10 protein-coding genes are annotated in these 13,043 nt (G+C 68.8%); 2 read left to right on the top strand and 8 right to left on the bottom strand.

The genetic code is table 11. The features are described from left to right. Nucleotides 1-9: 9 nt before the first annotated feature. The 6 genes from ACZ4N4_RS06400 to ACZ4N4_RS06375 all read right to left on the bottom strand — a co-directional run bounded on the left by ACZ4N4_RS06400 (nt 10) and on the right by ACZ4N4_RS06375 (nt 9,165). Nucleotides 10-1,563: a DNA cytosine methyltransferase gene (locus ACZ4N4_RS06400; RefSeq protein ID WP_467585034.1), complete on the bottom strand. Its 1,554-nt coding sequence runs from the start codon at nt 1,561-1,563 to the stop codon at nt 10-12. 45 nt (nt 1,564-1,608) lie between these two features. Next, nucleotides 1,609-2,595, bottom strand: coding sequence for a DNA cytosine methyltransferase (locus ACZ4N4_RS06395; protein WP_467585031.1), 987 nt, complete (start codon nt 2,593-2,595; stop codon nt 1,609-1,611). A gap of 22 nt (nt 2,596-2,617) precedes the next feature. Further along, nucleotides 2,618-3,037 (bottom strand): very short patch repair endonuclease, encoded by a 420-nt coding sequence (locus tag ACZ4N4_RS06390; protein WP_453572149.1) that lies wholly within the window; start codon nt 3,035-3,037, stop codon nt 2,618-2,620. 54 nt (nt 3,038-3,091) lie between these two features. Further along, entirely contained in the window at nt 3,092-6,055 is a 2,964-nt protein-coding gene (locus tag ACZ4N4_RS06385) for a Z1 domain-containing protein (protein ID WP_467585028.1), read from the bottom strand. Between the two features lie 76 nt (nt 6,056-6,131). Further along, the gene (locus tag ACZ4N4_RS06380) at nt 6,132-7,712 is read right to left on the bottom strand and encodes an ATP-binding protein (RefSeq protein ID WP_453571891.1); all 1,581 of its coding nucleotides are present in this window, start codon (nt 7,710-7,712) and stop codon (nt 6,132-6,134) included. A gap of 433 nt (nt 7,713-8,145) precedes the next feature. Beyond that, on the bottom strand, nt 8,146-9,165 hold the full coding sequence (locus ACZ4N4_RS06375; RefSeq protein ID WP_467585025.1) for a hypothetical protein: 1,020 nt from the start codon (nt 9,163-9,165) through the stop codon (nt 8,146-8,148). Nucleotides 9,166-9,242: 77 nt separating this feature from the next. Between ACZ4N4_RS06375 and ACZ4N4_RS06370 the strand changes: the two genes are divergently transcribed. After that, complete coding sequence (locus ACZ4N4_RS06370) at nt 9,243-9,533, top strand: DUF1905 domain-containing protein (RefSeq protein WP_467585023.1); 291 nt, start codon at nt 9,243-9,245, stop codon at nt 9,531-9,533. Nucleotides 9,534-9,584: 51 nt separating this feature from the next. Here ACZ4N4_RS06370 and ACZ4N4_RS06365 read toward each other — a convergent pair whose 3' ends face one another. Beyond that, nucleotides 9,585-11,057: a glycoside hydrolase gene (locus ACZ4N4_RS06365; RefSeq protein ID WP_467585020.1), complete on the bottom strand. Its 1,473-nt coding sequence runs from the start codon at nt 11,055-11,057 to the stop codon at nt 9,585-9,587. 271 nt (nt 11,058-11,328) lie between these two features. Next, nucleotides 11,329-11,895, bottom strand: a complete 567-nt coding sequence (locus ACZ4N4_RS06360; protein ID WP_467585018.1) for a dihydrofolate reductase family protein — start codon at nt 11,893-11,895, stop codon at nt 11,329-11,331. 301 nt (nt 11,896-12,196) lie between these two features. On the opposite strand from ACZ4N4_RS06360, the gene ACZ4N4_RS06355 reads away from it, so the two are divergent. Further along, the gene (locus ACZ4N4_RS06355) at nt 12,197-12,961 is read left to right on the top strand and encodes a class E sortase (RefSeq protein WP_467585350.1); all 765 of its coding nucleotides are present in this window, start codon (nt 12,197-12,199) and stop codon (nt 12,959-12,961) included. Nucleotides 12,962-13,043 lie beyond the last annotated feature (82 nt).

Raw genomic sequence — 13,043 nt, 5'->3', positions numbered from 1 at the left:
CCGGAGGGGTCACCTGCCGGTGAGGGGGTGACCCTCAAGGTCCTCCCGCCGGCGGATCCTCGACGGCTCGCTCGGGGGACGCCAGTTCTCGAGCTTCGCCACGGCCTGCTCCAGCCTGGCGTCGGCCTCCTCCTCGCTCAGCTCCGGTTCGAGCACATGCCGCAGCACGTGCAGTGCGAGCAGGGGCGGCACCGCGTTGCCGATCTGCTGGGGCCGGTCGCCGCCCCGCCAGGGGTAGGCGACGGGGAACGTCTGGAGCACGCCGGCCTCGGCGAGTTCGAAACGGCCGAACCGGGGGAGGTCCGTGTCCGTTCCCTTGTGCACGAGCCGGTTGCGGGACACCTTCCCGGTGACCGTCGAGGCCGGTGCGTCGTGGTCACGACGTCCCCGCGCGCCCGGGTCGCCGCCGGTCCCGTAGTTCGAGACGACGGTGAAGGCGGGGCGGTCCGGCAGGTCCAGGTCCGGCGCGAGGTCCCGGACCTTCTTCAGGGCAGCCTCCATCGACACCCAGGAGTCCTTCGGCTCATTCTTGCTCTTGCCGATGCCTGCCTCGTCGACGTCCCAGAGCAGCGCGTCCGCGCGGTCGGCGCTTCGGGGGGCGGCGGGAACACCGCCCGGCCGATAGCGCTCGTGGGTTTCCTCCACCTCCGGGACGTCGATCTTTCCGAACCTGGCCATGAGCACGGCACGCCTGCGGGTCTGCGGGACGCCGAAGGCTTCGGTGTGCATCAGCTGTGTCCTGGTCCGGTAGCCGAGGGTGGTCAGTACCTTCTCGTACTCCTCCCACACCCGCATCACGGCGGGCACCTGTTCCAGCACGACAGCCTCATAGGGCACCAGCCCCGGGCGTCGGCTGCGTTCGATCACCCACCACAGCGGTTGGAGAACGAGCCCCGTACGTTCGTCGCCCAGCTCCTCCAACCTGATCCGGTGCGCGTCGAGGGAGTTCTCCAGGGAGACGAGACCGTCGAAGAGGCTCTTGAGGTCGGCGTCCCGGTGGGCGAGCTGCGGAGGCGCCTCCAGCGTCTTCAAGGCGATCTTGATCTCCTCGGTCGAGCAGCCGTGCTCGGCGAGATTCTTCCTGGCCGCCTTGAGGGTGACCGACCGGACCGCCTCGACCTCACGCTTCACGGCCTTGACCGCCTCCGCCTCGGTGGCCTTGTGCCGCAGTTCCTCGGAGATCCTGCGCCAGGTCCGGAAGATCTCACGCCAAGGCGTCGACTCCGAGCGCACGGCGTCGTGCAGCCGCGCGATGTACTCCAGCACGTCGTCGAGGGCCCTGCGGCCGGCGCCGTGTCCGGCGACGGTGAAGGTCTGACAGGGTGGCCCGCCCGTCAGCACCTGCGCGTGTGGGAAGTGGGCGGCGCGGTACTCCCTCACGTCACCGGCGAACGTGTCCATCCCCGCCGCCGCACGGGTCTCACAGGCGTTGTCGTCCCATTCGATGCCGGTGACCCGGTGACCGAGGACATCCGCCGCCACATCCAGCCCTCCAGGCCCCGCGAACAGGTCCACGATGCGAAAAACCGCAGGTGAGGAGGGTGTGTCCGTGACGTGGCTCATGGGCGAGAAGTTTAGCCGGCCGTCAGGTGTGCCATCGCCCACCGGCTACTCCCGGCCCGAGGACTGCAGCGCGGTCGCGATCGCCTCACCGAGCGCCCTGCCGACCGGCGGAGGGGTGGCATGGCCGATCTGCCGGTATCGGGCGGTCTTCTGGCCTGTGATCAGCCACTCCGGGGGGAATGCCTGGACGACGGCGGCCTGGCCCACTGTGATCTTCGGCATCTGCGCCACGTCGTCCGAGCGGGGCCACACGTAGTCCGGTCCCGGTACCTCGTCGGCGAAGGCGTTCCCATTGATCCCCATCCGCGCCCAGGCACGCTTCGTGCCGGTCGGGCCGACGTCGGGACCGCCCCGGTTGTCCGAGCCGCCGACGAGGGTCGGAGCCACGGCGCTTGCCTGGTCCGCCCAGGCGTCGGCCCCCGGCCAACCCCGTGCCGCCATCGAGTCGCGCAGCGCCTGGCCGACCGAGACGTGCTCGCCCACCGTCGGTTTCGGCGGGGTGAATGCGTCGAACCAGGGCTTCTTGAGCGCCACCAGGACACCTTGTTCGCGGTCCTGGGGCACGCCGAAGTCCGCGGCGTTCAGCACGAACCAGCGGAACCGGTAGCCGAGATGGGTCAGTTCCTCCGCGACGAACCGGCGCACCTCCGCGTAGGCGGGTGAGTCGACGAGCGCCGGGAGATTCTCCAGCAGCAGGGCGCGCGGCTGGATCGCGTGGACCAGATAGATCGTGGCCGTGAGCAGTCGCAGTTCCGGCTCGCTGTCCGGCCGTCCCACCGCGGCCGAGGACTTCACCCGGGGCAGGCCCGCCGAGAGCAGATCGACGTCCAGGGTCTCCGGGTGCTCGTCGGGGAGGAAGTCGATCAGATCCTCGCAGACGACCTTCCAGCCCGGTCGGTTGGCGAGGAGCGTCTCGCACGCCTGGGGTTTGTTGTCGAGCAGGAGCACCGGCGAGAAGCCCGCGCTCTCCAGCCCCGACGCGAGGCCGCCCGCACCAGCGCAGACGTCCACGAAACCCAGCCGGTCAGTCATTCCATCCCCCTACTGCTGTCCTTCAGCGGTCCGACGACCGCGTCCTTCCCCTGCTGCGGACCTGGTCCCGCCTCTCCAGCTCCACCGCCGCCTGTACCGCGGCGGCCACCTCGCCGGGCGGTACGTGCTCCCAGAACCGCAGGACCGTCCAACCCTGGGCCGCGAGGTGGTCGGTGGTCTCCCGGTCGCGGGCCATGTTGCGGTCGAGCTTGTTCCGCCACCAGGCCGCGTTGGACTTGGGCTGTGTGGCGTGCAGCGGACAGCCGTGCCAGAAGCAGCCGTCGATGAGCACCGCCACCTTGACCCCGGTGAAGGCCACGTCGATCCGCCGCCGGGGCATCCCGGGGACGGGGTACTCCACGCGGTAGCGCAGCCCGGCCGCGTGGAGCAGTCGTCGTACGGCCAGTTCGGCACTGGTGTCCTTGCTCAGCTGCCTGCTCATGCGGGCCGAGACGCCGGGCGAGGAGGGGATCATGCTGTTCACTGTCGTTCTGCCTCACGAACGCATGCCGTCACGGTCGATGATCGCCGCCTCCGCCCTGGTCGAGTCGATCGCGCGGAACCGTACCAAGGGGCGGTCGCCCTCCGCCGTCGATGGCGGGGCGACGAAGGCGAAGGCCATGACCAGGTCACGCGGATCGACCGAACCGTCGGACACGATCCGGGGTTCGGATTCCACCACGGGGTAGAGCACCAGCGCACCCCGACGCGGGCGGACGTTCTGCTCGACGGCCGCGTTTCCGGTCAGGTTCGGGACCCCCGCCAGGCGAGTCGCCGCCGCGACGTGCTTGGGGTCACGGATCGCGCCGAACAGTGGTCCGCGACGGCGCGTGCGGCGCGCGAGGGAGAAGGGGCCTTGTCCCAGTATGCGCGCCTCGTTCCGACGGGCGGACGTCTGCATCGGAGCGATCACGCACCAGTCGTCGATCGTGCCCGGTTCCCGTCCGGCGTCCAGCAGGAACTCCAGATGGGGCGAGAACTGCTCCGGGGCGGACCAGCGCAGGTCGCACAGCACCGTGAGCAGATCCTTGTGCGACACCGTGCCCACTCGCGCGTCGTACGGCGTACCGCCGTCCACGCAGAGCGAGACGGGAGCATGCAAGAGAGCTCCGAGGACCGGTGCCCAGCACTCGGTGTTGTGCTTCAGGGCGTCGGGGTCCTCCGGGTAGGCGGTGGGCTCCTCCCAGACGCCCGGCGACCGCACCTCCACCAATTCCGCGTTGAACATCTTGTTCCGAGCCGACGGCTTCACCCAGGGCAGGTGCTGAGCCACCAGGGGCGGGATCTGTGCGGGGGTGACCTGGGGGCGGCCGTCCACCAGGGCGGCGTAGCGGGCAAGCTGCGCGCGGAAGAGCTCCTCGTCGCGGCAGATCGCCTCGAAGGCCTCGTAGAGGTCGACGGTCTTGGCGTTGCGGCCGCGGCCGAGCTGCTCCTCACGGCCGATGTACAGCCGCACCAGGTCCCGGTACCCAGGCCGGAAGCCGAACCAGCGGCCCATCTGCATCAGGGTGTCAGCCTGCTGCGTCGTGCGGCGGTAGTACGTGATCGTCAGGCCCTCGACCGTGAAGCCGCGGGACAACTTGGTGCCGCCGACGAGGATCTTCCAGACGTTCGGCGTGCGGTCGAAGTCCAGGTCGGGCTGGGTGTAGTCGCGCTCGCTCTCGCCGTTGATGACCATGACGGGGCTGCCGCCCTGGTTGATGAGACGGCGGGCCTGAGAGACGTACGGCTTGAGCTCCGCGTAGGTCGTGGGAGTGGGAAGGGAGCCGTCCGCGTAAGCGTGGAAGTCCTTGTCGAAGAGGGACTCCAGGCGGGTGTGACCCTCCGGACCCGTGTACGCGGCGTTGTGCCACATGGTGTTGATGCGCAGGGCGAGCGCGGCGTGTTCGGCCATGCGGACCGATTCGTGCACGAGCATCGTGTGGTGCCGGAACGGGTCGGAGGGGACGCCGTGTCCCTCGCGGTAGAGCTTCAGAGCGCCCGTGAGGACGAAGGCGTCCAAGGCCTCCTGAAGGCGGTCGCCCGTGGACTCCGCCTCCATGACGGGGTCGCCCGTGTAGTCGCAGATGCCCCGGACATGCTTCCTCTCGGCCTCGCCCTCCTCGCCGTCGACGGAGTCCAGGTCATGGAAGTCCTGAACGCCCATGTAGCCGGCGGGGCGGGGAAGGGAGATCAGGAAGTCGCGCGGGAACAGGTCCTCCTCGTCGCCCGGGTCGATGAACACGTTGGCGAAGGGAGTCGCGGTGTAGCCCACGTACTGGGCGCGGGGCAGGAGGGTGAGGAGCTTGCTGATCTGGCCGTTGATCGCGGTGCGGGTGACCTTGCCGTCCTCCCACTTCTTCGGGTCGGTCGTGTTCACCGAGGCCTGGTCGGACTCGTCGTCGATGATCAGGGTCGGTATCTCGCCGAGGATCGGGCCTATCTTCTTGAGGTCCTTGACCAGCTTCTCCAGTACCGACTTGTTCTTCTTCACGACCATGACGCGGGCGCGGGCCGTGTGCAGGTTCGCCGGATCGTGCAGGGGACGGGTGCGGTCCGACTTCTCGAACTCCAGGGCGCTGATGCCTCGTTCCAGCGTCATGTAGTCACGGTCACGGGAGGTCAGACGTTCGATGTCGAAGGCGCCGAGCACGGAGGGGCGGGCACCGAACGAGACGAACTTCGCGGGCCAGTCCTCGTCGTCCTGGTAGTCGATGTCGACCAGGGCGTCCGGGTCGTTCGGATCGGCGGCACCCAGGATGTTCTCCTGGCCGATCAGCTCCATGTCGAGGCGGCGCTGGGTCTGGCCGCGCAGCAGATTCAGAGTGCCGCCCAGGACGATCACCAGGCGGTAGCCGGCGTCGATGGCCTTGGCCGTGACGCCGGTGAAGTTGGCGGTCTTGCCGGACTGCACGTAGCCGACGACAAGCCCGCGCGCGCCGTAAGGATCGTCACGGGTGGGGTCGGCAAGCCGCTCCACGACCGCGTGGGCGGCTTCGTCCAGGCTGGAGACCGCCGCATCGTTCCAGCCCTTGCGGCGCAGCAGCCGCTCGTACGAGGTCCAGTAGAAGGAGCGGTTCGCCGCCTGCTCCCGGGTGTACCAGGGCTGGAACTCACGGCTGATGGTGACGGGCCCGGGTTCTTCGTGGACCGGGACGGCCGCGTCGAGCGCCTTGCGTAGATCCGCGCCGAACGCGAGCTTGTCGTAGACCTCGGCGCGGCGCTCCGGGGTACGAGGCGCGGTGACCGACCACGTGGGGGACTGTTCGAAGTCCCATGCGGTGAGCTTGCGGCGCCAGAGGGCGAGCAGTTCGTCGCCGGGGCCCGCGGCCAGGACGTGATCGCGGAAATGGGACATGTCCGCGTCCGACGGCTCGTCCGTGTCGGCGAGCACGAAGGCGAGCTTGGCGAAGTGCTTGGGACCGCGCCGGCTCATCGCGTCGAGGACCTCGCCGTGGAGGTCGGTGAGGTGGTCAGGCACGGGTGTGTTCTCGGTCGGCACGGCGGCTGGGTGGCCTCTCTGGTGTTCGGGAAGATGCAGGGGAGAGGGGGCGGGACTACCCCTCGGCGCGAGCGAGTTCCGCCCTTGCCGCGGTGACGAGCACGCTGTTCCACAGGGCGACCTTGTCGGTCTGATTGGCCCAGACCCGCTCTTTCTGGAAGATCTCGTTGAGCATCAGATAGAGAAGACTCTTGAGGACCGGAGCGTCGTTGGAACCGCCACGTCGACCGCCGTTGAAAGCCTGCCGGTAGTCCTTGTTGAGGATGACCAGGCGCTCCTTGTGGTCGATCGTGAAGAGCAGTTCGGCGGAGTCTGTGCCGGGCGGCACGTCGAGCCTGGCCCAGGTGAAGGTGATGGGGTCATCTCCCTCCAGCTGCGGCAGTTCGTCCCGCAGCGTCCGCTTCAGCTTCGGGTCGATGCCCTTGCCTGGCGGGATGACGGCCATGCGCTTGACCTCGGTACGCCGCTTGGCGGCTTCGCGGTAGGTCGCCTCGGCCTCATGGACGTATTCGGTGAAGGTGTGACGGGTGGTGGGGGCCACTGCCTTCTCCAGTCCCCGGGCGAACGCCGGGGTGACCTGGACGCCGTCCTTCTTGACGGTCAGGGCGAACACATCGTTGGGCTCGGGTGGCAGATCCACGGCGATACGGGCGAGCGCGAGGTGGCCTTCGGGGCTGCGGGTGTCGTTCCAGCCTCCGGCCTGGACGAGCCGGTCGTTGCGGTAGACGTAGAAGCCCTGACGCTCGGCGAGCGGGCCGATGCCCCGGTAGGCGACGAGCGGCGATTTGGGCGGCCATATGTGCGCTGTGAGCGTGACGTCCCCGACGCCCTCGACGGGCGCGATGTACGTGCGTGGATAACCGGCGCGACCCGGAACGCGGTAGCCGAAGGGGTCGATGGGCTCGACGCCCCGGTGGTCCAACTCCTCCCGGGTGTGGACGTCCTCGACGACGATGTCGACGTTGAAGCCGTCGCGGGCGAGGAACCGGTGGAGGTGGAGACCGAGGTGGGTCTCCAGCCGCTCGATCGCGTCGTTGAGGTAGCGGTCGGTCTGGCCGACGGTGATCGTCTCGAACGCCCTGACCTGATCCCAGCGCACGATCGTGCCGTGCCAGCCGATGATCCCGTCGTAGCGGTCGACCAGGCTCTGGCAGTACGTCGCATCGACGATGTCGCAGGTGAAGTCGGCCTGCGCGCGGGCGGTGAGCCAGCGGCGGCCGGCCGACGGGCTGAGCTTGGTCCGGCTGATCACGGTGAGCGCGTCGGCGTGCGAGAGGGATGCTGCCTTCAGCCCGGCGCCGAAGTGCCCCAAGGCGCCGGTGGCGTAGTCCTGGCGCCCGCCGACGGTCATCGCCGTGTCCAGGCCCGCATCGTCCATGCCTCGGCCGTCGTCGACGACCAGCAGGCCGACGAGGCGGTCGCGGCCGCCGCGCTCACCGGTGTCCCGCAGGAAGCTCACGACGACGTTGTGGGCTCCCGCGTCGATCGAGTTGTCGATCAGGTCGGCGATGGCCGCCTCGAAGCCGTAGCCCTGGTGCGAGAGTGATTCGAACGACCGTGCCGCCGGGGGCAGCCGCTTGCTTCCGCTGGTGGGTACGTCGAACTGCCAGTCCGAAGATGGCTGGTAGGGCGGCATGCGGCTGTTCCTTGCGGGCTAGGACATGCCAGGGACGCCTGTGGGCATGCCGGTTCAGCTGGTTGCATATGACGTTATCGTGAGCGAGTTGTGAAGGAATAGGGGGATCGAGGCAAGCGGTGCCGATTCAGTCCCCGGGATTCCGTGGCGGACGTCGTACGACTGGTCCTGGTCGCACCAGCACCCCGCGCTCCCCTGCGGCGGCAAGGTGGCGTCGCCCGACGAATATCCCTTCGAACGGGAGACGCTCTCTGGCGACATAAAGGGAGCTATGTAACCAAAAGGTGGAACCTGCGCAAAGCCGCACAAATGTGGAACGAGCGGCCGCGCGGACCCTCACCGCCGTCGAAATGCAGAGGCCTGTTCGTCCTCGCCGCAGTGCTCGGTGGTGACGGTGACAGTTGTCCCCGACGTCGTCGGCGAGGGGGCCGCCTCAGGAGGTGGGACCCCCATGGCACTCCACGTACGCCTGCTCCAGCCCGCACCAGCACTCCGACGTCCGCTGCGGAGGCCAAGCCACCGCCCGCCCCCGCGCCGCCAGCGTTGTCGCGTACTGCGGGAGCAGGGTCGTGTCGGACGGCGACGACCCCTCCGACGCAGCGAACGCCTCGTAAGACGGCACCGTCCCCGTCACGATCCCCAGGTTCGCCGTGCCGGAGGCGGACAGCTCGCGGAGCGAGGACTCTATGGTCGCCAGGTGCTCGGGGTGGGACGGGTACTCCGTGGACAGGTCCGGGTAGGCGGAGAGGAGTTCTGTCAGCTCCTGCGCCGGCCAGTGCAGGACCGCTACCGGGAAGGGGCGGGAGAGGGCCTCGCGGTAGGTGCCGAGCTCCGCTCGCAGGCGGGAGATCTCCGCTTCCAGTTCCGCGGGGTTGTCGGAGCCGAGGGACCAGACACGCTTCGGGTCGTGGAGTTCGTCCAGGGAGATCGAGGACGAGTGGAGGGTGTCCGCGCGGGCGTCCCAGTCGTCGTGGGGGAGGCCCAGCATGCGGCGGACCCGGTGGCGGCCGATCAGCACCGGGTGCGTGGCATAGGGGGGTTCCGCCACGTCCGTGAGGAGAAGGGTCGCCGCCTCCGTGAACGTGTCGTGCGCCGCCTCGAGTTCGTCGTGGGATTCGAGGGACTCCGCCACGATCACCCAGGGAGCCGGGTCCCGGGGGGCCGTTGCGCGGATCCCGTCGATGATCGCGCGGGCCTCTGCCTCGTGGTCGTACTCCCACAGGTTCGAGGCTTTGAGGGCTCGGACCAGCGGTGCGTTCTCCAGGGTGTCCGGGGTGGAGAGCAGGCGGTCGTAGAGCGCGGTCGCGGCGGGGCGGGCGTCGGACAGTTCCAGGTGGGCCGCGGCCTGGAGCAACAGGGCCTCGGCGTCCTCGGGGTACAGGCCGGCGGTCCGCTCCAGGCGTGCCGCTTCGGCGGAGTGGTCGACGTTCTCGGCAGGCGTGTCGGGGCGCATGAACGACACGGTACTGCCCGGCGGTGACAAAGAAGAGATACAGATGGGGGGCAGTCGGTTGCGAGGGGAGTCGTTCCGTGGAGTTCGCGTTCGGTGGGCGTGTTGTCGAGTGGCGGGGGCCTGCGCCCTACTACTTCGTGCCCGTGCCCGAGGAGGAGTCCGAGGAGATCAGGGCCGTCGCCGCCATGGCCTCGTACGGGTGGGGAGTCATTCCCGTCGAGGCGACGGTCGGCGGGGTGGCCTTCGAGACCTCACTGTTTCCCCGGGACGGCGGGTATCTGCTGCCGCTCAAGAGTGCGGTGCGCAAGCCGGAGGGGTTGGCGGCGGGGGACGAGGTGAGTGTGGAGATGCGCGTTCGGTTGCCGTAGCGGTGCCGGGGGCACAGCGGGCGGGCCGCGTGCCCCCGGCACCGGGCGCTTCTAGATCGTCACGCCGTCGATCTGCAGGGTCTGTACCGCCTTCGCCGGGACCGACACCGCCACCGTCTTTCCTGAGACGTACGTGTCCGAGTACGCCTTGTACAGGTCGCCGCCTGTCGTCACCGTGTTCCAGCGCGGGACCAGGCCGCCGGAGCCGCCGGTCACCGTGGTGAAGCCGGAGAGGTTGAAGGTGAAGGTCTGGGCGGAGGTGGCGGTGTTGAGGGCGACTATCACCAGGCGCTTCGCCGAGCTGTCGTAGGCCGCCACCGCGTTGCTCACGCCCGTGTCCAGGATCTTCATCCCGGGGCGGATGTGACGGCTGAACTGCGCCATGACGTAGTACTTGGTGGTGACCGCCCCTGCCGCCAGGGTGTTCGCGTCGTACGCGATCATCGCCCAGTTCGAGGACGGGTCCATGACCTGCCAGTAGACCCACGCGGTGGGGTGCAGCCAGCGGAAGTCGTAGAGGAGGTTGAAGGCGAGGGTGTAGCCGGTGCCGTCGTTGTCGCCGGTCTCGGAGTTCCAGAGGGCCTTGCCGGCCGTGGTGACGACGTCCGTGTAGAGGAGGTCGCGGCGGCCGCCCGAGCCCTGGTAGCCGTGGACGTTCACGCGGTCCACGTAGCCCTTGGTGGTGGCGGAGAAGGAGCTCCAGGTGGTGCGGGCCAGGTCGTAGCTCGTCTCGTCCGACGCCGAGATCTTCGTGCCGGTGAGGCCTCGGGTGTTCAACTCGCTTCGCAGGTAGGGGAGTACGGCTGACTGGACCGTGGCGTCCATGTGGCAGCCCTCCTGGGTGCCGGTCGCCGTCCACCAGGAGGACGAGGGCTCGTTGAAGGCCTCGACCGTCGCGAAGTTCACGCCCCAGTTGTTCTTGGCGTACAACGCCACCGAGGCCAGGTGGGAGGCGTGCTGGCGGTAGTTCCAGGACTGGAGGTTGTTGCCGCCGTCGGCGGCGCCGGACGGGTTGTGGTTGTAGCACATCCACCACATGGGGGAGTTGGCGAAGAGTTCGGCCTTCGCGCCGCGGTTCACCGCCTTCACGAGCATCGCGCGCTGGGTGGCGTCCGCGGTCCAGTCCCAGGCCGAGGAGGTGGGGTCCTCGTTGTTCCAGTCCTGCCAGTAGCCCTCGATCTGCTTGAACGCGGGGATGTTCGCGGAGGCGACCATCGATTCGCCGTTCACGCTGTTCCAGCTGCATCCGCCCAGGTTGTAGCGGGCGATGTTCAGGCCGAGGCCGGGGAGTGAAGCGCTGTTGTACGTCGTCGACTTGGTGGTGAAGAAGATGTCGGCGAAGTCGTCGCGGGCGCCGAAGACGTTCGCCCACCAGGCCAGTGAGGTGCCCCAGCCCTCCCAGGTGCCGTACGACGTCGACGGGCTGACGGCGATGGTCGCGTCGGCGCGGGCCGTGCCGGTGGCCAGGGCGCTGCCCAGGAGGCCGCCTCCCGCGGCGGCCAGGAGTGTTCTGCGTCGGATCATGGCTGTTTCTCAACCTCTCCGTTGCGGCTCAAGCACCGGTTCCCGGACCGGCGTTGACTCGTCCCCCCGCATGCCATGACGAAGCATCGGGTGTGGCTTGTGAGGTTGTCGAGGGTTGCGACAGCGGTTTCTAAAACCCGTGGAGGAAGTGATCGTGGGGAGGGGGGAGGAGCGGTGCAGGGTCTCACGGCTGATGTCGTGATCTCACGGGCCGTGTCGTACCGATGTCGTATACGACACCACCGTGAGACCAGCGCGTGGGTGCTGCTGCTCAGCGCCTCGTCTCGTACCTGGTCAGGACCACGCCGCCGGGAAACGTCCGCGTCTCCACCAGGTTCAGGTTCACCCAGCTGTCCAGCGCGGTGAAGAACGGCGTGCCGCCGCCCACCAGGACCGGCGCGGTGGCCAGCACGTACTCGTCGATCAGCCCGGCCCGCATGGCCGCCCCGGCGAGCGTCGCGCCGCCGATGTCCATCGGGCCGCCCTCCTCGGCCTTGAGCCGGGTGATCTCGGCGACCGCGTCGCCGGTGACCAGGCGGGTGTTCCAGTCGACCTTGTCGATCGTCGAGGAGAACACCACCTTCGACATGTCCCGCCAGCGGCGCGCGAACTCGATCTCCGCCGCGGTGGCGCCCGGCTGCTGGTCGCCGGTCGGCCAGTAGGAGCTCATCGTCTGCCACAGCTTGCGCCCGTACAGCGACAGGTCGGTCGCCTCCAACTGGTCGGACCAGAACTGGAACAGCTCGTCGCTCGGCGGTCCGCTCCAGCCGATGTCGTCGCCGGGCGCGGCGATGTAGCCGTCCAGGGCCAGGTTCATCCCGTAGATCAGTTTCCGCATGACGCCAGCCTTCCGTGAGTCGGTCTCACGCGTACAGACCGGCGCGGCGCGGGAATCTCATCTGTGCGCCATGGCATCGATCTGAGACTGGTCTTGGGTGACGTCGCGGGGAGACAACAGAGAACCAGCAGGTCACAGAAGATCGACATGTCATCGGAGGCGAGACCCTGCAAGCGGGAACCCCTACCGCTCTGGTGACTTGGCGGCGTTCGCCTTATCGTGCGGCACCGGCTGGGCGTCGGTACCGGCCGCGCGTCGGTACCGACTGGGGTCGGTGGGAGGTGCGTGCGCGGTGCGAGTCGTGGGGCACGGCGACCGGCGGTGGCGGGCCCGGCGCCGGCGCGTGCTGTGGAGCGGGGGCGAACTCCTCGTCACCGTGGGCGTGGTGCTCATGCTCCTCGTCGTGCACCAGTTGTGGTGGACCAACCGGGAGGCGAAGCAGGGGGCCGAGCGGAAGGTGGAGGCGCTGGAGCGGGAGTGGGGGGACTCCGGCGGGTCCGGGGACCTGGGCGGCGAAGCGATGGGCGACTCCGGTACGACCGGCTCCTCGTCGTCGTCCGCCCGTTCCGGCGCCGGCCGGCGGCAGACGTCGTACACCACCCGGGTCGTCGCCTCCCAGGCCTACGCGATCCTCGTCATCCCGCGGCTCGGCCTCCGTGTCCCGGTCGCGGAGGGCGTCAGCAAGCCGAACGTGCTCAACCACGGGTACGTCGGTCACTACCCCGGCACCCAACAGCCCGGCCAGGCGGGCAACTTCGCGCTCGCCGGGCACCGGAACACGCACGGGGAGCCGTTCCGGTACCTCCCACGGCTCCGGCGCGAGGACACCATCGAGGTCGAGACCAAGGCGGCGACCTACACGTACACCGTGGACCAGATCCTGCCGCAGACCTCGTCCCGTGACTCGGGGGTGATCCGGGCTGTACCGCGGTCGATCGTGAAGCCGTCGTACGGGTACCGGGAGTCCGGCTACTACATCACCCTCACCACCTGCACGCCCGAGTTCACCTCGCGGTACCGGATGGCGGTGTGGGGGAAACTGGTGTCGGTGCGGCCGCGGTCGTAACGCGCGCCTGTCGATTTTTACCGTCCGTTGGGCTTGTCCATACCTTCTGCGTAACCGCTCTCCATAGTCTCTTGGGTTGGCA

It is taken from the genome of Streptomyces sp. NPDC026538, from assembly GCF_055567535.1.
Note: the sequence above shows the minus strand (reverse complement) of the source record. Positions and strands in the feature narration are given on the sequence as shown.

Bases quoted from the DNA above. Each gene is read 5' to 3' on its own strand.
- ACZ4N4_RS06395 (WP_467585031.1), bottom strand. From the start codon at position 2,595: ATGACTGACCGGCTGGGTTTCGTGGACGTCTGCGCTGGTGCGGGCGGC.
- ACZ4N4_RS06380 (WP_453571891.1), bottom strand. From the start codon at position 7,712: ATGCCGCCCTACCAGCCATCTTCGGACTGGCAGTTCGACGTACCCACC.
- ACZ4N4_RS06390 (WP_453572149.1), bottom strand. From the start codon at position 3,037: ATGAGCAGGCAGCTGAGCAAGGACACCAGTGCCGAACTGGCCGTACGA.
- ACZ4N4_RS06365 (WP_467585020.1), bottom strand. From the start codon at position 11,057: ATGATCCGACGCAGAACACTCCTGGCCGCCGCGGGAGGCGGCCTCCTG.
- ACZ4N4_RS06375 (WP_467585025.1), bottom strand. From the start codon at position 9,165: ATGCGCCCCGACACGCCTGCCGAGAACGTCGACCACTCCGCCGAAGCG.
- ACZ4N4_RS06400 (WP_467585034.1), bottom strand. From the start codon at position 1,563: ATGAGCCACGTCACGGACACACCCTCCTCACCTGCGGTTTTTCGCATC.
- ACZ4N4_RS06360 (WP_467585018.1), bottom strand. From the start codon at position 11,895: ATGCGGAAACTGATCTACGGGATGAACCTGGCCCTGGACGGCTACATC.